Annotated in this window: 17 protein-coding genes; 13 read left to right on the top strand and 4 right to left on the bottom strand. The window is 60.3% G+C overall.

Features of this window, described 5'->3' with window-relative positions; translation table 11 throughout:
* The first annotated feature begins 33 nt into the window (after positions 1-33).
* Together argF and CLM72_RS06105 are read left to right on the top strand one after the other, a co-directional pair.
* Positions 34-954 carry an ornithine carbamoyltransferase gene (argF, locus tag CLM72_RS06110; RefSeq protein ID WP_034126463.1) on the top strand — a complete coding sequence of 307 codons (921 nt, stop codon included), beginning with the start codon at positions 34-36 and terminating at the stop codon, positions 952-954.
* The gene (locus CLM72_RS06105; RefSeq protein ID WP_034126462.1) at positions 951-2,060 is read left to right on the top strand and encodes an ABC transporter ATP-binding protein; all 1,110 of its coding nucleotides are present in this window, start codon (positions 951-953) and stop codon (positions 2,058-2,060) included. Before argF ends, CLM72_RS06105 begins: the two co-directional genes overlap by 4 nt.
* Positions 2,061-2,194: 134 nt before the next feature.
* Here the strand turns inward: CLM72_RS06105 and ybaK are convergent, their stop codons facing one another.
* The gene (gene ybaK, locus CLM72_RS06100) at positions 2,195-2,665 is read right to left on the bottom strand and encodes a Cys-tRNA(Pro) deacylase (RefSeq protein WP_057021816.1); all 471 of its coding nucleotides are present in this window, start codon (positions 2,663-2,665) and stop codon (positions 2,195-2,197) included.
* Between the two features lie 327 nt (positions 2,666-2,992).
* On the opposite strand from ybaK, the gene CLM72_RS06095 reads away from it, so the two are divergent.
* From CLM72_RS06095 to CLM72_RS06040, 11 genes are all read left to right on the top strand, one after another.
* Positions 2,993-3,850: an MIP/aquaporin family protein gene (locus CLM72_RS06095; RefSeq protein ID WP_014717136.1), complete on the top strand. Its 858-nt coding sequence runs from the start codon at positions 2,993-2,995 to the stop codon at positions 3,848-3,850.
* Between the two features lie 76 nt (positions 3,851-3,926).
* Positions 3,927-5,432, top strand: coding sequence for a glycerol kinase GlpK (gene glpK, locus CLM72_RS06090; protein WP_032893327.1), 1,506 nt, complete (start codon positions 3,927-3,929; stop codon positions 5,430-5,432).
* Between the two features lie 94 nt (positions 5,433-5,526).
* On the top strand, positions 5,527-6,282 hold the full coding sequence (locus CLM72_RS06085) for a DeoR/GlpR family transcriptional regulator (protein ID WP_014717134.1): 756 nt from the start codon (positions 5,527-5,529) through the stop codon (positions 6,280-6,282).
* Between the two features lie 259 nt (positions 6,283-6,541).
* Complete coding sequence (gene glpD, locus CLM72_RS06080; protein WP_105225905.1) at positions 6,542-8,080, top strand: glycerol-3-phosphate dehydrogenase; 1,539 nt, start codon at positions 6,542-6,544, stop codon at positions 8,078-8,080.
* A 363-nt stretch (positions 8,081-8,443) separates the two neighbouring features.
* A complete protein-coding gene (locus CLM72_RS06075) occupies positions 8,444-9,370 on the top strand; it encodes a glutamate/aspartate ABC transporter substrate-binding protein (RefSeq protein WP_003188957.1) in 927 nt (308 codons plus the stop codon).
* Positions 9,371-9,564: 194 nt separating this feature from the next.
* Positions 9,565-10,311: an amino acid ABC transporter permease gene (locus CLM72_RS06070; RefSeq protein WP_003188956.1), complete on the top strand. Its 747-nt coding sequence runs from the start codon at positions 9,565-9,567 to the stop codon at positions 10,309-10,311.
* Complete coding sequence (locus tag CLM72_RS06065) at positions 10,311-10,982, top strand: amino acid ABC transporter permease (RefSeq protein WP_003188954.1); 672 nt, start codon at positions 10,311-10,313, stop codon at positions 10,980-10,982. The genes CLM72_RS06070 and CLM72_RS06065 overlap by 1 nt, the downstream gene beginning before the upstream one ends.
* Positions 10,979-11,713 carry an amino acid ABC transporter ATP-binding protein gene (locus tag CLM72_RS06060; protein WP_003188952.1) on the top strand — a complete coding sequence of 245 codons (735 nt, stop codon included), beginning with the start codon at positions 10,979-10,981 and terminating at the stop codon, positions 11,711-11,713. Before CLM72_RS06065 ends, CLM72_RS06060 begins: the two co-directional genes overlap by 4 nt.
* Before the next feature lie 172 nt (positions 11,714-11,885).
* Positions 11,886-13,787 (top strand): sensor histidine kinase, encoded by a 1,902-nt coding sequence (locus CLM72_RS06050; protein WP_014717131.1) that lies wholly within the window; start codon positions 11,886-11,888, stop codon positions 13,785-13,787.
* Positions 13,784-15,121: a sigma-54 dependent transcriptional regulator gene (locus tag CLM72_RS06045; RefSeq protein WP_105225903.1), complete on the top strand. Its 1,338-nt coding sequence runs from the start codon at positions 13,784-13,786 to the stop codon at positions 15,119-15,121. Before CLM72_RS06050 ends, CLM72_RS06045 begins: the two co-directional genes overlap by 4 nt.
* On the top strand, positions 15,121-15,459 hold the full coding sequence (locus CLM72_RS06040; protein WP_014717129.1) for a GlpM family protein: 339 nt from the start codon (positions 15,121-15,123) through the stop codon (positions 15,457-15,459). The genes CLM72_RS06045 and CLM72_RS06040 overlap by 1 nt, the downstream gene beginning before the upstream one ends.
* 111 nt (positions 15,460-15,570) lie before the next feature.
* Here CLM72_RS06040 and CLM72_RS06035 read toward each other — a convergent pair whose 3' ends face one another.
* Genes CLM72_RS06035 through CLM72_RS06025 form a run of 3 tightly spaced genes read right to left on the bottom strand, consistent with a single transcriptional unit; the run spans position 15,571 to position 19,860 of the window.
* Positions 15,571-16,968 (bottom strand): sigma-54 dependent transcriptional regulator, encoded by a 1,398-nt coding sequence (locus tag CLM72_RS06035; RefSeq protein WP_034126458.1) that lies wholly within the window; start codon positions 16,966-16,968, stop codon positions 15,571-15,573.
* Entirely contained in the window at positions 16,958-18,736 is a 1,779-nt protein-coding gene (locus tag CLM72_RS06030) for a HAMP domain-containing sensor histidine kinase (protein ID WP_105225902.1), read from the bottom strand. Before CLM72_RS06030 ends, CLM72_RS06035 begins: the two co-directional genes overlap by 11 nt.
* On the bottom strand, positions 18,736-19,860 hold the full coding sequence (locus tag CLM72_RS06025) for a GNAT family N-acetyltransferase (RefSeq protein WP_105225901.1): 1,125 nt from the start codon (positions 19,858-19,860) through the stop codon (positions 18,736-18,738). Before CLM72_RS06025 ends, CLM72_RS06030 begins: the two co-directional genes overlap by 1 nt.
* Positions 19,861-19,908 lie beyond the last annotated feature (48 nt).

Raw genomic sequence — 19,908 nt, 5'->3', positions numbered from 1 at the left:
GTATCTGCGGTCTGTTGCAAAAGGTAGTTAATGATGAGCGCAAGGCACTTTCTCTCCCTGATGGATTGCACGCCCGAAGAGCTGGTCAGCGTGATCCGTCGAGGCATTGAGCTTAAAGACCTGCGTAACCGCGGTGTACTGTTTGAGCCGTTGAAAAACCGGGTACTCGGGATGATTTTCGAAAAGTCCTCGACCCGCACACGCCTGTCGTTCGAAGCCGGCATGATCCAGCTGGGTGGCCAGGCCATCTTCCTGTCACCGCGCGACACCCAATTGGGCCGTGGTGAGCCGATCAGCGATTGCGCCATCGTGATGTCGCGCATGCTCGATGCCGTGATGATCCGTACCTTCGCCCACAGCACCTTGACCGAATTTGCCGCCAACTCCCGTGTGCCCGTGATCAACGGCCTGTCCGATGACCTGCACCCCTGCCAGTTGCTGGCCGACATGCAAACCTTCCTCGAACACCGTGGCTCGATCCAAGGCAAGACCGTGGCCTGGATCGGCGATGGCAACAACATGTGCAACAGCTATATAGAAGCGGCGATCCAGTTCGACTTCCACCTGCGCATCGCCTGCCCTGAAGGCTACGAGCCCAGCGCCGAGTTCATGGCCAAGGCCGATGGCCGTGTGCAACTGCTGCGCGATCCGAAAGACGCAGTGGTCGGCGCGCACCTGGTCAGCACAGACGTCTGGACCTCCATGGGCCAGGAAGACGAAACCGCCAAGCGCCTGGCCCAGTTCGCGCCGTTCCAGGTGACCCGTGCGTTGCTCGACCTGGCCGCGCCAGACGTGCTGTTCATGCACTGCCTGCCCGCCCACCGGGGCGAAGAAATCAGCCAGGACCTGCTCGACGATTCGCGCTCAGTCGCGTGGGATCAGGCCGAGAACCGCCTGCATGCGCAAAAAGCCTTGCTCGAATTCCTCGTACCACCGTCGTACCACCACGCATGAGCCAGTCATTACTGCTGAACCTGCGCAATCTGGCATGCGGCTATCAAGACCAGCGCGTCGTGCAGAACCTCAACCTGCACCTCAACGCCGGCGATATCGGTTGCTTGCTCGGCTCTTCAGGGTGTGGCAAGACCACTACCCTGCGCGCGATTGCTGGCTTTGAGCCGGTGCATGAAGGCGAAATCAGCCTGGCGGGCGAAGTCATCTCCCGTGCCGGTTTCACCCTCGCCCCGGAAAAACGTCGTATCGGCATGGTGTTCCAGGACTACGCGTTGTTCCCGCACCTGAGCGTGGCTGACAACATCGCCTTTGGCATTCGCAAGCACCCGCAAAAAGAGCGCGTAGTTGCCGAGTTGCTGGAACTGGTCAACTTGAAGAACCTGGGCAAGCGCTTCCCCCATGAGCTTTCCGGTGGTCAGCAACAACGCGTCGCTCTCGCCCGGGCCCTGGCGCCGGAGCCGCAACTGCTGTTGCTGGATGAACCCTTTTCCAACCTCGATGGCGAACTGCGCCGCAAGCTCAGCCATGAAGTGCGCGATATCCTCAAGGCTCGCGGCACCAGCGCGATCCTGGTAACCCATGATCAGGAAGAGGCCTTCGCGGTCAGCGACCATGTCGGCGTGTTCAAGGAGGGTCGTCTTGAGCAATGGGACACGCCCTACAACCTCTATCACGAACCGCAGACGCCTTACGTTGCCAGTTTCATCGGCCAGGGGTATTTCATCCGTGGTCGGCTGAACTCGCCCGAATCGGTCAGCACTGAACTGGGCGACCTGCGCGGCAACCGCGCCTACACCTTGCCGACCGGCGCTGCGGTGGACGTGCTGCTGCGCCCGGACGATATCGTGTATGCGCCGGACAGCGCGTTGAAAGCCCGGATCGTCGGCAAGACCTTCCTCGGCGCCTCAACGCTGTACCGGTTACAGTTGCCGACCGGCGCTCAGTTGGAGTCGATTTTCCCCAGCCATGCCGATCACCAAGTGGGCGCAGAGGTGGGGATTCGTGTGGCGGCTGAGCATTTGGTGGTGTTCCAGGCATCCGGCAGCACAGCGGCGCAGATTCCTGCTGTTGAGTCAGGCGTGCGCCGCCACAGCGTCGCTCACTGATAAAACCGGGTCGGAATGTAGGACCTGGCTTGCCTGCGATGCAGACAACTCGGGTTATCTGTTACACCGCGTTGATGCTATCGCAGGCAAGCCAGCTCCCACATTTGATCCTCATAGACTTCAAAGAATAATTATCAGGCCCGCCCGATCGGTGCGAATTTGGCCTGGGTGTGTTCAGCCAACACCGCTGCTGGCAATTCGACTTCCAATCCTCTTCTGCCCGCGCTGACAAAAATCGTTGCAAAGGGTTGCGCCGTTTCATCGATAAACGTTCGCAGCCGCTTCTTCTGACCCAGCGGGCTGATGCCGCCCAACAGATAACCGGTGGAACGCTGCGCCGCTGCCGGGTCAGCCATTTCGACTTTCTTCACACCCGCAGCGTGAGCCAGGGCTTTCAAGTCCAGACTTCCGACGACCGGCACCACGGCCACCAACAATTCGCCCTTCTCGCTACTCGCCAAGAGCGTCTTGAACACCTGCGCCGGGTCGAGGCCCAATTTCTCCGCAGCTTCCAGGCCATATGACGCCGCCTTGGGGTCATGTTCATAACTGTGAATGCGATGTTCGGCGCGAACTTTTTTCAACAAATCCAGTGCGGGCGTCATGGCGTCTCCGGCAGGGAAAACAGGTGCCCAATTCTAGGCCAAGCGCCGGCAAAACGCTCTAGTTCAAGCGCTGCTGGCTCACAGCTCCGGGATACACGGCGTGATCATTCATCAGACCAATAGTTCGAAAGTGACCAATGGTTCACTTTCGACCTTTGACAGCGGTCATTCTTGTCTATATTTTTTCGTTTCCGAATACTGTAGGAATAGTCCATCAGTGCTCCAGCAGTAAGCCGCGGCTAAGGATGGGGATCCTCGTCACGGTGAAAATCGCGCAACCGCCCGTTGAGGCAGTGCGCAAGACAAGAACAACAATTGAGGTTTTCCATGACAACTGCTCTTCAACAGCCTTCACTTTCGAGCCAATGCATGGCCGAATTCCTGGGCACCGCGCTGCTGATCTTCTTCGGTACAGGATGCGTCGCCGCGCTCAAGGTCGCGGGTGCGAGCTTTGGCTTGTGGGAAATCAGTATCATCTGGGGGGTCGGCGTGAGCATGGCGATCTACCTGAGTGCCGGTATTTCCGGGGCTCACCTCAACCCGGCGGTCAGTATCGCCCTGTGCATCTTTGCCGATTTTGAAAAGCGCAAACTGCCCTTCTATATTCTTGCCCAGGTCGCCGGCGCCTTTTGCTCCGCCGCCCTGGTGTACACGCTCTACAGCAATCTGTTTTTCGATTACGAACAAACCCACCACATGGTCCGCGGCTCACAAGCCAGCCTGGAATTGGCGTCGGTGTTCTCCACCTATCCCCATGCGCTGCTGAGCACGGCCCAGGCATTCCTGGTGGAGATGGTCATCACCGCCATCCTGATGGGCGTGATCATGGCTCTGACCGATGATAACAACGGCCTGCCACGTGGCCCCCTGGCCCCCCTGCTGATCGGTTTGCTGATCGCCGTAATCGGCAGCGCCATGGGCCCGTTGACTGGCTTTGCGATGAACCCGGCACGGGATTTCGGTCCCAAGCTGATGACCTTTTTCGCCGGTTGGGGTGAAATGGCCTTTACTGGCGGTCGCGATATTCCTTATTTCCTGGTGCCGATTTTCGCTCCGATTGTCGGCGCATGCCTGGGCGCTGCGGCCTATCGCGGGCTGATTGCTCGCCACCTGCCGAGCGCCGCACCGGCTATCGCTGAAGAAACACCTGACACGGCTGTCAACGGCAAGACTCGTATTTCCTGAAAGCGCCAGCCTGGCCCCCTGCCCTTCGCGGCCCAGGCTGATTTCTGACTTCCTTATTTCGTCCAAGGCAATTGACATGACCGACCTTCAGAATAAGAACTACATCATTGCCCTTGATCAGGGCACCACCAGTTCCCGGGCGATCATCTTCGATCGTGACGCCAACGTGGTGTGTACCGCCCAGCGTGAATTCGTCCAGCACTACCCGCAGGCTGGCTGGGTTGAACATGACCCGATGGAAATCTTCGCCACCCAGAGCGCGGTGATGGTCGAAGCGCTGGCGCAGGCCGGCCTGCACCATGACCAGGTGGCCGCCATCGGTATCACCAACCAGCGTGAAACCACGGTGGTCTGGGACAAGATCACCGGCCGCCCGATCTATAACGCTATTGTCTGGCAGTGCCGCCGCAGTACCGAGATCTGCCAGCAGCTCAAGCGCGACGGCCATGAGCAATACATCAGCGACACCACGGGCCTTGTGACCGACCCGTACTTCTCCGGCACCAAGCTCAAGTGGATCCTCGACAACGTCGAAGGCAGTCGCGAACGTGCGCGCAATGGCGAACTGCTGTTCGGCACCGTCGACAGCTGGCTGATCTGGAAATTTACCGGCGGCAAGACCCACGTCACCGACTACACCAATGCTTCGCGCACCATGCTCTTCAACATCCACACCCTGGAGTGGGATGCGAAGATGCTGGAGATTCTCGACATTCCGCGGGAAATGCTCCCTGAAGTGAAGTCGTCGTCGGAAATCTATGGCCGTACCAAGAGCGGCATTGCTATCGGCGGCATTGCCGGTGACCAGCAAGCGGCCCTGTTTGGCCAGATGTGCGTGGAAGCGGGCCAGGCCAAGAACACCTACGGCACCGGCTGCTTCCTGCTGATGAACACCGGCGACAAGGCGGTGAAATCCAAGCACGGCATGCTCACCACCATCGCCTGCGGCCCACGCGGCGAGGTGGCCTATGCCCTGGAAGGCGCGGTCTTCAACGGTGGCTCCACCGTGCAATGGCTGCGTGACGAGCTGAAGATCATCAACGATGCCCACGACACCGAATACTTTGCCGGCAAGGTCAAGGACAGCAACGGCGTGTACCTGGTACCCGCCTTCACCGGCCTCGGCGCGCCCTACTGGGACCCGTATGCCCGTGGCGCACTGTTCGGCCTGACCCGTGGCGTACGCGTAGACCACATTATTCGTGCAGCCCTGGAATCGATTGCCTACCAGACCCGCGACGTCCTCGACGCCATGCAACAGGACTCGGGCGAACGCCTCAAGGCCCTGCGCGTGGACGGCGGCGCGGTTGCCAATAACTTCCTGATGCAATTCCAGGCCGACATCCTCGGCACCCAGGTAGAACGCCCGCAAATGCGCGAGACCACCGCCCTCGGCGCGGCCTACCTGGCGGGCCTGGCGTGTGGCTTCTGGGGCAGCCTGGACGAGTTGCGCGGCAAGGCGGTAATCGAGCGCGAGTTCGAGCCACAGCTGGATGAGGCGGCCAAAGAAAAACTCTACGCCGGCTGGCAAAAAGCTGTGAGCCGCACCCGTGACTGGGAGCCGCACGAAGGCGCCGAATAAGCCAAGCGCTGGCTTACGGTAGGTTGTAACTGGCAGGGAGCGGATTCCTGCGTCATCATGGGCCACTTTTGTATGGCAGCCCAAAGGACGCCCCATGAATCTGCCTCCCCGCCAACAACAAATCCTCGAACTGGTCCGCGAACGCGGGTACGTCAGTATCGAGGAAATGGCGCAGCTATTCGTTGTCACCCCGCAAACCATCCGCCGCGATATCAACCAGCTGGCGGACGCCAACCTGTTGCGCCGCTACCACGGCGGCGCAGCCTATGACTCCAGTGTCGAGAACACCGCGTACGCCATGCGTGCCGACCAGATGCGCGACGAGAAGCAACGCATCGGTGAAGCCATCGCCGCGCAGATTCCCGATCACGCCTCGCTGTTCATCAACATCGGCACCACCACCGAATCCATCGCCCGTGCGCTGCTCAATCACAACCACCTGAAAATCATCACCAACAACCTCAACGTTGCCACCATGCTCAGTGCCAAGGACGACTTCGATGTGTTGCTCACCGGCGGCAATGTGCGCCGTGACGGTGGTGTGGTGGGCCAGGCCAGTGTCGACTTCATCAACCAGTTCAAGGTCGACTTTGCCCTGGTGGGCATCAGCGGGATCGACGAGGACGGCAGCCTGCTGGACTTCGATTACCAGGAAGTGCGGGTTTCCCAGGCAATCATCGCCAATGCGCGGCAGGTGATCCTGGCGGCGGACTCCAGCAAATTCGGGCGCAATGCCATGATTCGCCTGGGGCCGATCAGCCTGGTGGACTGCCTGGTGACTGACCAGCAGCCGGTGCCGGCGTTGGTACAAGTGCTGAATGAGCACAAGGTGCGGCTGGAAGTCGTTTAGCGCCTGTTCAGGCGTCATCGCGGGCAAGCCCGACTCCCACAGTTTGAAATGCGATCAAATGTGGGAGCCGGGCTTGCCCGCGATGACGGCCTCACTAACACCCATACATTCACCTTTGTTCATAATTCTTCCTTTTTCCACCCTTCGATGAGTTTTTTCAATCGAAGTCGGGTGGCTGTGCCCGCAATTATCAGCTACCATTTTCGCAAATGAACATTCATGTTCGAATTCCAAGACGAAAAGATCGCGAGGCCAGCCGATGAACCCTTCCACCTTGCCTGCTCCACCGCTTGCCGAAGTCTATGACGTTGCCGTAATTGGTGGCGGGATCAATGGCGTCGGGATTGCAGCAGACGCAGCCGGTCGCGGTTTGTCGGTATTCCTTTGCGAAAAGGATGACTTGGCCAGCCACACCTCATCGGCCAGCAGCAAGCTGATCCACGGTGGACTGCGTTACCTGGAGCATTACGAATTCCGTCTGGTGCGTGAAGCATTGGCCGAACGCGAAGTACTGCTGGCCAAGGCACCGCACATCGTCAAGCAAATGCGCTTCGTACTGCCGCACCGCCCGCACCTGCGCCCGGCCTGGATGATTCGGGCTGGTCTGTTCCTTTATGACCACTTGGGCAAGCGCGAAAAGCTCGCGGGTTCCAAAAGCCTCAAGTTCGGTGCCGACAGCCCGCTGAAAAGCGAAATCACCAAAGGCTTTGAATACTCCGACTGCTGGGTCGACGACGCCCGCCTGGTGGTACTCAACGCCATGGCTGCCCGCGAGAAAGGCGCGCACATCCACACCCAGACCCGTTGCGTCAGCGCCAAGCGCAGCAACGGCATGTGGGAAATGAACATGGAACGTGCCGACGGCAGCCTGTTCTCGATCCGCGCCCGCGCCCTGGTGAATGCCGCCGGCCCATGGGTGGCCAAATTCATCCGGGACGACCTGAAGCTGGATTCACCGTACGGCATTCGTCTGATCCAGGGCAGCCACCTGATCGTGCCGAGACTGTACGAGGGTGCTCACGCGCATATTCTGCAAAACGAAGACCAACGCATCGTCTTCACCATTCCGTACCTGAACCACCTGACCATCATCGGCACCACCGACCGCGAATACACCGGCGATCCGGCAAAAGTCGCGATTACCGAAGGTGAAACCGACTACATGCTCAAGGTGGTCAACGCGCACTTCAAGAAACAGCTGAGCCGCGACGATATTGTCCACACCTACTCCGGCGTGCGCCCACTGTGCAATGACGAGTCGGACAACCCGTCGGCCATTACGCGTGACTACACCCTGTCGCTGTCCGGCGGCACCGGCGAAGCGCCGATCCTGTCGGTGTTCGGTGGCAAGCTGACCACCTATCGCAAACTGGCAGAGTCGGCCATGGCCCAACTGGCGCCGTACTTCACCCAGATGCGCCCAAGCTGGACTGCCACAGCCAGCCTGCCCGGTGGCGAGCACATGACTACCCCAGAAGCCCTGGCCGATGCCATCCGCGCCAAGTTCGACTGGGTACCGAGCGAGATCGCCCGTCGCTGGTCCACCACCTACGGCAGCCGCACCTGGCGCCTGCTGGAGGGCGTGCAATCGCTCGCCGATCTGGGTGACCACTTGGGTGGCGGCCTCTATACCCGCGAAGTCGACTACCTGTGCGCCGAAGAGTGGGTGACACAACCACAGGACGTGCTGTGGCGCCGTACCAAGCTTGGCCTGTTCACCACGCCGCAAGAGCAGGAAAACCTGCAACGCTACTTGTCCAAGGTCGAGCAGAACCGCAGCAAGATCGAAGCCGCCTGACCGCCCCAAAATGTAGGAGCGAGCTTGCTCGCGAAAAACCCGAGAGCGCCGCGTTTATTCAGCATAAACGCGGCGTTTTGCGTTTTTCGCGAGCAAGCTCGCCCCTACGAACTATTCGGTTTTCCGAACACGCCCCTCTGCCCTATTCGGTTTGCCGGACTACCGACCGAAAATACTGCCGACACAAAAAGTTAATTTTCATATAAATCATGAAGTTATCCTTTTATTTTCGGTATGGCACGACTCATGCTCTACACTCTTCAACGATTGCCTGAGGCGCCTTAGGAGCCGTCACGGGCAGTCGCTGTACAAGAGAGCCGTTCAGCTGGCTTCATAAAAAAAACAAATGTCGAGGAAGTATTGATGCGCATCGTTCCCCATATCCTGGGCGCAGCTATCGCTGCTGCTCTGATCAGCACTCCAGTTTTTGCCGCCGAACTCACCGGCACACTGAAGAAAATCAACGACTCCGGCACCATCACTCTCGCTCACCGCGACAGCTCCATTCCGTTTTCCTACATCGCGGATGGCTCGGGCAAACCCGTGGGCTACTCCCACGACATCCAGTTGGCCGTTGTCGAGCAACTGAAAAAAGACCTGAACAAACCCGACCTCAAAGCCAAGTACAACCTGGTGACCTCGCAAACCCGTATCCCGTTGATCCAGAACGGCACCGCGGATCTGGAGTGCGGCTCCACCACCAACAACACCGAACGCGCCCAGCAAGTTGATTTCACCGTCAACATCTTCGAAATCGGCACCCGCCTGCTGGTCAAGAAAGACAAGGAAGGCAAGCCGTCCTACGCTGACTTTGCCGACCTGAAAGGCAAAAACGTCGTGACCACCGCCGGTACCACGTCCGAGCGCATCATCAAGGCGATGAACGCCGACAAGCAGATGGGCATGAACGTTATCTCCGCCAAAGACCACGGCGAATCCTTCCAGATGCTCGAAAGCGGCCGCGCCGTTGCATTCATGATGGACGACGCCCTGCTGGCCGGTGAAGAAGCCAAGGCCAAGAAGCCGGACGACTGGGTCATTACCGGTACTCCGCAGTCCTTTGAAGCCTACGCTTGCATGGTTCGCAAAGGCGACCCGGACTTCAAGAAAGCCGTGGATGACGCCATTGTCGCCCTGTACAAGTCCGGCGAGATCAACAAGATCTACGCCAAATGGTTCGAAAGCCCGATCCCACCGAAAGGCCTGAACCTTAACTTCCCGATGAGCGACAAGGTCAAGGAGCTGATCGCTAACCCTAGCGACAAACCAGCGCCAGAAGTAAAAATCTGATACCTGACTAAGCTTATGTCCTGAGGGAGCCAACCCTCCCTCAGGCGTCTGTAATTACCTGCTGGTTTTAACTTGGAACACTCGACCTGGCGGTTTTCGAGCCGATCGTGTGTGCCTGGCGTTCAACGTCAGGCGGGAACGGATCTTCCCCAAGCGGGTGCTTGTACATCGATCGATCTCGAGGGGAGACCCTAATGAATTACAACTGGGACTGGGGCGTGTTCTTCAAGTCCACCGGCGTGGGCAGCGAGACTTATCTCGACTGGTACCTCTCCGGGCTGGGCTGGACCATCGCCATCGCTATCGTGGCATGGATTATCGCCTTGCTGCTGGGCTCCATTCTGGGGGTCATGCGCACTGTGCCAAACCGCCTCGTATCGGGCATCGCGACCTGCTACGTGGAACTGTTTCGTAACGTGCCGCTGCTGGTTCAGCTGTTCATCTGGTACTTCCTGGTACCGGACATGCTGCCGCAGAACCTGCAGGACTGGTACAAACAAGACCTGAACCCGACCACTTCGGCCTACCTGAGCGTCGTGGTGTGCCTGGGCCTGTTCACCGCCGCCCGTGTGTGCGAGCAAGTGCGTACCGGTATCCAGGCGCTGCCACGCGGCCAGGAATCCGCGGCGCGCGCCATGGGCTTCAAGCTGCCGCAGATCTACTGGAACGTGCTACTGCCCCAGGCTTACCGCATCATCATTCCGCCGCTTACCTCGGAATTCCTCAACGTGTTCAAGAACTCCTCCGTGGCGTCCTTGATCGGCTTGATGGAACTGCTGGCGCAAACCAAACAGACCGCCGAGTTCTCGGCCAACCTGTTTGAAGCCTTCACCCTGGCCACGCTGATCTACTTCACCCTGAACATGAGCCTGATGCTGCTGATGCGCGTGGTCGAGAAGAAAGTCGCGGTGCCCGGCCTGATCTCCGTGGGGGGCAAATAATGGACTTCGATTTCAGCGGCATCATCCCCGCCATTCCAGGCCTGTGGAACGGCATGGTCATGACCTTGAAGCTGATGGTCATGGGTGTGGTCGGCGGCATCATCATCGGGACCATTCTGGCCCTGATGCGCTTGTCGTCCAACAAACTGCTGTCCCGCGTGGCCGGCGCCTATGTGAACTACTTCCGCTCGATCCCCTTGCTGCTGGTGATCACCTGGTTCTACCTGGCGGTGCCGTTCGTACTGCGCTGGATCACCGGCGAAGACACGCCGATCGGTGCGTTCACCTCCTGCGTCGTGGCATTCATGATGTTCGAGGCCGCGTACTTCTGCGAAATCGTACGAGCCGGCGTGCAGTCGATTCCCAAGGGCCAGATGGCGGCAGCACAAGCCATGGGCATGACCTACGGCCAGACCATGCGCCTGATCATCCTGCCCCAGGCGTTCCGCAAGATGACGCCGTTGCTGCTGCAACAGTCGATCATCCTGTTCCAGGACACCTCCCTGGTCTACACCGTGGGCCTGGTGGACTTCCTCAACTCCGCCCGCTCCAACGGCGACATCATCGGTCGCTCCAATGAGTTCCTGATCTTCGCCGGTGTCGTCTACTTCATCATCAGCTTTTCCGCCTCGCTGCTGGTCAAGCGTCTGCAAAAAAGGTTTGCCGTATGATCTCTATCAAGAACATCAACAAGTGGTATGGCGACTTCCAGGTGCTGACCGATTGCAGCACCGAGGTTAAAAAAGGCGAAGTGATCGTGGTGTGCGGGCCATCCGGCTCGGGCAAGTCCACCCTGATCAAGTGCGTCAACGCACTGGAACCGTTCCAGAAGGGCGACATCGTGGTCGACGGCACCTCCATCGCCGACCCGAAGACCAACCTGCCAAAACTGCGCTCGCGCGTAGGCATGGTGTTCCAGCACTTCGAGCTGTTTCCGCACCTGACCATCACCGAAAACCTGACCATCGCGCAGATCAAGGTACTGGGCCGCAGCAAGGAAGAAGCCACCAAGAAGGGCCTGCAACTGCTCGACCGCGTGGGCTTGTCGGCACACGCCCACAAGCACCCTGGCCAGCTCTCCGGCGGCCAGCAACAACGTGTGGCGATTGCCCGCGCCCTGGCCATGGACCCGATCGTCATGCTGTTCGACGAACCGACCTCGGCGCTGGACCCGGAAATGGTCAACGAAGTGCTCGACGTGATGGTGCAACTGGCCCACGAAGGCATGACCATGATGTGCGTGACCCACGAAATGGGCTTTGCGCGCAAAGTGGCCGACCGCGTTATCTTCATGGACGCCGGCAAGATCATCGAAGATTGCCCTAAAGAAGAGTTCTTCGGCGACATCAGCGCACGCTCCGAACGCGCGCAGCACTTCCTCGAGAAAATCCTGCAGCACTAAAAGCAACACCGTTCGTCCTGTAGGAGCCGGGCTTGTGTGGGAGCTGGCTTGCCTGCGATGGCATCGCCTCGGTGCAACTGTTACACCGAGGCGCCTGCATCGCGGGCAAGCCCGGCTCCCACACAAGCCCGCTCTTATACTGGCAAGCGGTAGCTGACCCAAGGCATCTGTGATGAAATGCGACCCCAATCAATATCGCGCCGCGCCGCCATCACTTGCAGTGAAGCCTCGTCTGATACGCCAACTGTTCCTGCCGCCGTTGATCATCGCCCTGATGGTCGGCCTGGGTTATATCGGCTTCTGGGTCAGTGACTACTACGGCATCCGCACCCTCAGCGACAATGGCGAACGCCAGTTGGAGCTGCACGCCCGCACCGTCGAAAGCGAACTGAGCAAGTACACCTACCTGCCCAGCCTGCTGGAACTGGAGTCCAGTGTTTCCCAACTGCTCGCCGACCCGAACCAGGAAACCCGCAAGACGGTCAACGACTACCTCGAAGGCCTGAACCGCCGCAGTCGCAGCCGCGCCATCTATGTGATGGACACTACCGGCCGCGTGCTGGCCACCAGTAACTGGCGCGATGCCGACAGTTACCAAGGTGAGGACCTGTCCTTTCGCGCCTATTTCCAGAACGCCGTACGCGGCCAGCCCGGTCGTTTCTACGGCATCGGCAGCACCAACGGCGAACCCGGCTATTACCTGGCCCATGGCCTGGAAGAGCACGGCAAGATCATCGGCGTCGCCGTGGTCAAGGTGCGCCTCGAAGCCCTTGAAGAGCGCTGGCAACGTGCGCGCCTCGAAGCTTTCGTGAGCGATGAGAACGGCATCATTATTCTTTCCAGCGACCCGGCGCGTCGCCTCAAGGCTGTACGCCCGCTGAGCGATGACACCAAGGACCGCCTGGCCCACAGCCTGCAATATTACTGGGCGACGCTCAATGAACTGCAACCCCTGGCCCGTGAGCGCCTGAACGAAGGCACCGAGAAACTGACCTTCCCGGCCAACACCGAAGTGGTCAACGACCAGCACGCCGTCAGCTACCTGGCGCAGACCCGCCCGCTGAACGACACACCGTGGAATTTCACCCTGCTCACCCCGCTCAACGACCTGCGCCGCGCTGCGATCAACCAGGGCATCCTGGTGGCCGTCGCCTTTGGCCTGGTCGCCTTCCTGCTGATCGCCTGGAACGAACGGCGCAAGGTCATCGCCACCCGCCTCGCCGCACGGGAAGCCTTGCAGGAAGCCAACAGCCAGCTTGAGCGTCGGATTGCCGAACGCACCGCCGACCTGCGCGCCAGCAACGAACGGCTCAAGGGCCAGATTCGCGAACGACGCCAGGCCGAAGAAACCCTGCGCCGCGCCCAGGACGAACTGGTGCAGGCTGGAAAACTTGCGGCCATTGGCCAGATGTCCACCAGCATCGCCCACGAACTGAACCAGCCGCTGGCAGCGCTGCGCACGCTGTCGGGCAACACCGTACGCTTCCTTGAGCGCGGCGCCCTGGACACTGCCAGCACCAACCTCAAGACCATCAACGAACTGATCGACCGTATGGGCCGCATCACCGCCAGCCTGCGTTCCTTTGCCCGGCGCGGTGACGACCAGGGCGAAGCCAGCCTCGGCAAGGCCGTGGACGCCGCGTTCCAGGTGCTCGGCGCGCGCCTGGACAGCTTGCCGTTGACCGTGCACCGTGACTTTGCCAACGCCCAATTGCAGATCGACCAGACCCGCCTGGAGCAGATCCTGGTCAACCTGATCGGTAACGCGCTCGATGCGATGCAAGCCCAAGCGGTGCCACAACTATGGCTGGAAGGCCAGAGCGGCGATGGCAAATACCGCCTGTTGGTGCGTGATAATGGCCACGGCATCGACCCCGAGGCGCGCAAGCATTTGTTCGAACCCTTTTTTACCACCAAGCCCGGCGAACAAGGCCTGGGCCTGGGCCTGACCCTTTCCGCAAGCCTCGCGGCCGCCACCGGCGGCAGCCTTGCCGTGGAACATCCGGCCAATGGTGGTACCGCCTTTGTCCTGAACCTGCCATTGGTGGGCGCTCAACGAGCTGAGTCGACATGAATACACAAGCCCAAGACCTTACCGTCCTGATCGTCGAAGACGACCCCCATGTACTGCTCGGTTGCCAGCAAGCACTGGCGCTCGAAGACATCACCAGCGTCGGCGTGGGCAGCGCCGAAGAAGCGCTCAAGCGCATCGGCGAAAACTTTGCCGGCATCGTCATCAGCGATATTCGCCTGCCGGGCATCGATGGCCTGGAACTGCTGACCCGCCTCAAGGCCCTGGATAAAAGCCTGCCGGTGGTGTTGATCACCGGGCATGGCGATATCTCCATGGCGGTGGGCGCCATGCGTAACGGCGCCTACGACTTCATGGAGAAACCCTTCTCGCCCGAACGCCTGGTGGACGTGGCACGCCGCGCCCTGGAACAACGCGGGCTGGCGCGGGAAGTCTGGTCGCTACGCCGGCAACTGGCCGAACGCGACTCGCTGGAAGGCCGCATCATCGGCCGCTCGCCGGCCATGCAAAACCTGCGCGAACTGATTGCCAATGTCGCCGATACCTCGGCCAACGTGCTGATCGAAGGCGAGACCGGCACTGGCAAGGAACTGGTCGCGCGCTGCCTGCATGATTTCAGCCGACGCCATACCCACCAGTTCGTCGCGCTCAACTGCGGTGGCCTGCCGGAGAACCTGTTCGAAAGCGAGATTTTCGGCCACGAGGCCAACGCCTTCACCGGCGCCGGCAAACGTCGCATCGGCAAGATCGAGCATGCCCATCAAGGCACGCTGTTCCTCGATGAAGTAGAGAGCATGCCGATCAACCTGCAGATCAAATTGCTGCGGGTGCTGCAAGAACGTACGTTGGAACGCCTGGGTTCGAACCAGAGCGTGGCAGTGGATTGCCGGGTAATCGCTGCCACCAAGTCCGACCTCGACGAGTTGAGCCGCGCCAGCCAGTTCCGCAGCGACCTGTACTACCGCCTCAACGTCGTCACCCTTGAACTGCCGCCCCTGCGCGAGCGGCGCGAAGACATCCTGCAACTGTTCGAACACTTCCTGCAGCAATCGTCGCTACGCTTCGACAGGGCGGTGCCGGAGCTGGACAACCAGACCCTGTCCAACCTGATGAGCCACGACTGGCCAGGCAATGTGCGTGAGCTGCGCAACGTCGCCGAACGTTTCGCCCTCGGCCTGCCCGCCTTCAAGAAAAGCGGCGCCGGCAGCGGCAACCAAGGGGTTGCCTTTACCGAGGCGGTGGAAGCCTTTGAACGCAACCTGCTCAACGATGCCCTGCAGCGCAGCGGCGGGAACCTGACCCAGGCCAGCCAGGAACTGGGGATGGCCAAGACCACGCTGTTCGACAAGGTCAAGAAATACGGATTGAGTCACTGATGGATCTGTTCCTGAAGGCTGCACTTGGCGCCGCAGTGGTGCTGATCCTGGCGGCGCTGGCCAAGACCAGAAACTATTACATCGCAGGCTTGGTGCCGCTGTTTCCCACTTTTGCGCTGATCGCCCATTACATCGTTGGCAAAGGCCGAACGGTTGCGGACTTGAAGACCACGATCCTGTTCGGGATGTGGTCGATCATTCCGTACTTTGTGTATTTGGCGACGCTGTATGTGATGGTCGATCGGCTGCGGTTGGAGGCATCGCTGGCAGTCGCCGCCGTGGCCTGGTTGATGGCCGCGACCGTGTTGGTCAGCGTGTGGGTACGCCTGCACACCTGACACAACACGGTTAAACCGGTGGGAGCTGGCTTGCCTGCGATAGCGGTGTGTCAGGTAAACATCCGGCGCAGACAGACCGCAATCGCAGGCAAGCCAGCTCCCACACTCAGATCAGCGCACGATCTTGTCGACCTGAATCCCCAGCTTCTTCAGGCGATACCAGAAGCTCCTCTCGGAAATCCCGATCCGCTGCGCCGCCGCGGCCTGCACCCCATTGCTCTCCTGCAGCGCCGCAAGAATATAGGCTTTCTCCACTTCGGCCAGCGCCGCATCCAGATCCCGCGGCACGCCTGGGCCGTCGCTGAGGATCGCGGTCACATCACCCTCGCTCGGTGTGGAAGCAAACAGATACCCCGGCAAATCAATATCCTCGATCACCGATGAAGCCGCCACGATGGTTGCGCGCTCCACGCAGTTTTGCAGCTCGCGGATATTGCCCGGCCAGTGATACGCCGCCATGGCCTGCAACGCCTCGGGGCTGAAACCGGTGATACGTTTGCCAGTGGTGGCGCTCAAAGTGTGGGCGAAGTGGCGCGCCAGGGGCGCGATGTCTTCCACGCGTTCGCGCAACGACGGCAACGGAATCGGAAAGACATTGAGGCGGTAATACAGGTCTTCGCGAAACTCCTTGGCCGCCACCGCATCCAGCAGGTTCTTGTTGGTGGCGGCAATTACTCGTACATCCACCTTGCGTTCGCGGGGGTCGCCTACCGGCTCGATAACCCGCTCCTGCAATGCGCGCAGAATCTTGGCCTGCAACGCCAAGGGCATATCACCGACTTCATCCAGAAACAGCGTGCCCTTGTCGGCCTGCATGAAACGCCCTACCCGGTCAGCCACGGCGCCGGTGAACGCGCCTTTGCGATGGCCAAACATCTCGCTTTCCAGCAAGCCTTCAGGGATGGCCGCGCAATTGACCGCCACGAAGGGTTGGTCGGCACGGCTGCCATGCTTGTGGATGGCGCGGGCGACCATTTCCTTGCCAGTGCCGCTTTCGCCGGTCAGCAGGATGGTGGCGTTGCTGTCACGCACCGAATCCACCGCCTGGAGCACCTGGCGAAACGCCGGGCTGTCGCCCACCAGGCTGTCGAACTGCGCATGCTCGTCCAGCTCGGCGCGCATGCGCGCGTTGTCGCGCATGATGTCGCGAAATTGCAGGGCCTTGGCCACGGTGATGTCCAGCTCGTCGATGTCGAACGGCTTGGCAATATAGTCATAGGCACCGTTACGCATCGACTGCACGGCGTTTTTCACCGTGCTGTAGGCCGTCATCACGATTACCGGCAAGGTCGGATAACGCACCTTGATTTCGGCCAGCAACGCCGGCCCGTCCATGCCCGGCATGCGCCAGTCGCTGATGACCAGGTCGATGTCCTCCTCCCCCAGCACCTTGAGCGCATGCAGGCCATTGCCCGCGCTGAACACCTGGATGCCGTTCTGGCTCAAGGCCTGGGTCAGCAGATCACAGAGCTTGGGCTCATCGTCGACCACCAATACGTTATGCGTCATGCCCGTCCTCATCTTCACCGTCGTCTTCACCGTCAGCAGGAATGTACAGGCTGATGGTCGCGCCGGCATCTTTCTCACTGGCGCATTCGATGCTGCCGTCGTGACTTTCCATGATCGAATAGACTTTGGCCAGGCCCAGCCCTGTGCCCGAGGCCTTGGTGGTGACGAATGGCGTGAAGATGCGTTCCACCATGTCCGCAGGGATGCCCTCGCCGGTATCGGCGATGCTGATCACGGTGTTGTCGCCCACGCTGCGAATGCCCAGGGTCAGGCGCCCGCCGTCGGGCATCGCGTCGATGGCGTTGAGGATCAGGTTGAGACAGGCCTGTTTGAGCTGCTTGGCATCGGCGTAGATCGTCGCGCCAGGCGCCTGGTCGTCGATCTGCGCGTCAATGCGATGGCTACTCAGCTCCGGGCCGCAGAAACCGAGAATTTCCTCTACCAGGGCGCGTGCCGGTTGTTGCACGCGTATCGGCGGGTTGGGCTTGGCGAAATCGAGGAATTCGGTAATCAGCTCGTTGATGCGGCTGACTTCGCTGATGACATATTCCAGGTGACGCTTGTCGGTTTCCGCCAGGTCAGCGCGCCGATGCAACAGTTGGGTGGCGGTCTTGATGATGCCCAGTGGGTTGCGAATTTCGTGAGCCAGGCCCATGGCGACTTCACCCAGGGCATGCAAGCGGTCACGCCGACGCAGTTGGGCTTCCAGATGATGCAACTCGCCCAGGCGTTCGGTCATGTGGTTGAAGGTGCTGCTCAATTGCGCAAGTTCGTCACCGCCACTGACCACCACACGGTGCGCATAACTGCCCGAGATCACCGCATCCACGCCTTGGGACAAATCGCGCAGGGGCTTGGTCAGGCGCCGCGACACCAGCAACCCGGCCGCCAGCGACAGCGCCGAGCTGACCAGGAAGATCAGCACGAACAGGTTGCTCTGGTTCACCAGCCCCACCAGGCTGGTATGGCGTAGCAGGCCGCTGAAGATCACGCCTTGCAACTCGCCGGCATCATTGAAAATCGGCCAATACAAACCGCTGTACTGGTTAGTGAACTGCTCGCTGGGCTGCTTGGTACTGCGCAGGTAGGTCTCGACATTCTTGGGGATGCGCGAGGGGTGATTGGCGAAGCGCTGGGTGGAAAATATTTCGGAAAAACCGGCAGGGTTGGCCAGGTACAAACGCAGGTCGAGGGAATGCACGTCGGCCACGCTGGTGAGGAAACTGCTGTCCAGGTAAGTGGCGACCAGCAACAGGTAATCAACGCCGTCACGGCTGGTTTCGAAGGTGGACACCACCAGGCCCGTGCTCACGCCGGCGACTTGCACGGTTTGCAGCACCGCGTTGCTGGTGAGGTTGATCTGCCTGACGATGTCATCGGCGGCCGTGCTGAACATCACTTTACGGTCGCTGGTGCGGATCAGCGCGACCACGTCGATATCGGTGGCATCGGCGATGTCGGCAGTGAGCCGGTCGTGCTTCTCGGCATTTTTGGACGACGGCGGGCTGGTATAGCGCAGGAACAGCTTGGCCATGCGCGCGTTGTCGTGAAGGATGTCGCCGATTTCGTCCTTGACGATCTTGGTCGACTCTTGCAGCCAGATACGCACGTTGCTGTCGAAAATCTGCGACAGCGTGGTGGCAGCCAGCTCAGCCGCGATCATGGTGGGAATCACGCTGACCAGCCAGAACGCCAGCACCAGCTTGCGCTGGACGCTCCAACGCGAGATGGCAAAGGGGCGGGCTTTCTGGCGGGTCTTGGTAATCATCAGGTTTCGCTTATCGCAGCAGCCATGGCAGGGTCGGAACGATCCGGTCGAATAAACAGTTTTACAAGCGTGAGCAGGCCGTTGACCAGCCGGTTGCGGTGGCGGAAGAACAGGCTGTTGCCCTCGAACTCGCAACCCAGGCGCAGTTTACTGGCATACCCGGCCTGGCCGCACTCGTACAGCGGAATATGGTGTTCAATACAATAGTCGACATTGGTCAACCAGCTGCGGAAGTACAGGTTGTACTCGCGGCTGAACGCAAGGTCATGGCCAAAGAACTTGTCCACCAGCCGATGCTCATCCAACAGGATAAGGTTGAACGCCACCAGGCGCTCGTCCACCCAGTACAGAACACAGACCGCCCGCTCGTGCAGGTGTTCGAGCACGCCCGTGAAGTAACCGGCGGGCAGGCGTTCGAACTGCAAGTCTGCGCGCGCGAGCGTGGCTTCATACAAGCGCATGACCTCAGGCAGCACGTCATCGATATTACGCCGCCACTCGACCCTCGGCCCTGGTGCGCGCAGTTTGCGGCGCAGGTCCTTGCGCGTGGATTTGCCCAGCGAACCCAGGTAGGCATCCACCGAGCCATAAGGCAGCGGCAACACCCCCGTGGGCAAGCTGGGCATGCTTTGAAAACCTGCGGCAAGGCAGCTCTGGGCCCAATGCGGGTCGTTGGTGGGCGCATCCTTGACCGCCAGCAAGCCGATACCGAGCGCGTCGGCATCACACCGCGCAGCCGCCAGTAACTGCTGCAACAGCAACGGGCGCCGAGATTCGGGCACATGGCTGGCGACACCGGCATCACAGCGTTCAGCCACCGGCGAACCGATGGCGTACAACGCCAGTTGCAAAACGCCAGGCCACAGCTGCTCCAGGCGCTCGGTCAAGCGCTTGCCGGCCCCCGACACCGTGGTGTCGAGGCGATAATGGGTGACGAACGCGGCAGCCACGGCCACCAGCGTTTGATCCTCGAAGACCGCGAGGTAACGCCACTGAAAGTCATCGATCGCGGCGTTTTCCACGGCCAGGTAATAGTCCCAATCCTCCAGGGCACCGGGAAAACAGTCGTTCCAGGCATCGCGCTGGATAGCCCGGATGGTCGGGAAGGCTTGGGTGGTTATCACAGATTGCCCTTATTTCTATGGCGAACGCCGGTCAAATGTGGGAGCTGG

Origin of the sequence: Pseudomonas sp. MYb193 (assembly GCF_002966775.1) — a bacterium.
Classification (GTDB): Bacteria; Pseudomonadota; Gammaproteobacteria; order Pseudomonadales; family Pseudomonadaceae; genus Aquipseudomonas; species Aquipseudomonas paracarnis.
Note: the sequence above shows the minus strand (reverse complement) of the source record. Positions and strands in the feature narration are given on the sequence as shown.

Coding starts and splice junctions, on each gene's coding strand:
- CLM72_RS06085 (WP_014717134.1), top strand. CDS start 5,527: ATGAATCTGCCTCCCCGCCAACAACAAATCCTCGAACTGGTCCGCGAA.
- CLM72_RS06040 (WP_014717129.1), top strand. CDS start 15,121: ATGGATCTGTTCCTGAAGGCTGCACTTGGCGCCGCAGTGGTGCTGATC.
- CLM72_RS06050 (WP_014717131.1), top strand. CDS start 11,886: ATGAAATGCGACCCCAATCAATATCGCGCCGCGCCGCCATCACTTGCA.
- CLM72_RS06065 (WP_003188954.1), top strand. CDS start 10,311: ATGGACTTCGATTTCAGCGGCATCATCCCCGCCATTCCAGGCCTGTGG.
- glpK (WP_032893327.1), top strand. CDS start 3,927: ATGACCGACCTTCAGAATAAGAACTACATCATTGCCCTTGATCAGGGC.
- CLM72_RS06070 (WP_003188956.1), top strand. CDS start 9,565: ATGAATTACAACTGGGACTGGGGCGTGTTCTTCAAGTCCACCGGCGTG.
- CLM72_RS06030 (WP_105225902.1), bottom strand. CDS start 18,736: ATGATTACCAAGACCCGCCAGAAAGCCCGCCCCTTTGCCATCTCGCGT.
- ybaK (WP_057021816.1), bottom strand. CDS start 2,665: ATGACGCCCGCACTGGATTTGTTGAAAAAAGTTCGCGCCGAACATCGC.
- CLM72_RS06045 (WP_105225903.1), top strand. CDS start 13,784: ATGAATACACAAGCCCAAGACCTTACCGTCCTGATCGTCGAAGACGAC.
- CLM72_RS06105 (WP_034126462.1), top strand. CDS start 951: ATGAGCCAGTCATTACTGCTGAACCTGCGCAATCTGGCATGCGGCTAT.
- CLM72_RS06060 (WP_003188952.1), top strand. CDS start 10,979: ATGATCTCTATCAAGAACATCAACAAGTGGTATGGCGACTTCCAGGTG.
- CLM72_RS06035 (WP_034126458.1), bottom strand. CDS start 16,968: ATGACGCATAACGTATTGGTGGTCGACGATGAGCCCAAGCTCTGTGAT.
- CLM72_RS06095 (WP_014717136.1), top strand. CDS start 2,993: ATGACAACTGCTCTTCAACAGCCTTCACTTTCGAGCCAATGCATGGCC.
- CLM72_RS06075 (WP_003188957.1), top strand. CDS start 8,444: ATGCGCATCGTTCCCCATATCCTGGGCGCAGCTATCGCTGCTGCTCTG.
- argF (WP_034126463.1), top strand. CDS start 34: ATGAGCGCAAGGCACTTTCTCTCCCTGATGGATTGCACGCCCGAAGAG.
- glpD (WP_105225905.1), top strand. CDS start 6,542: ATGAACCCTTCCACCTTGCCTGCTCCACCGCTTGCCGAAGTCTATGAC.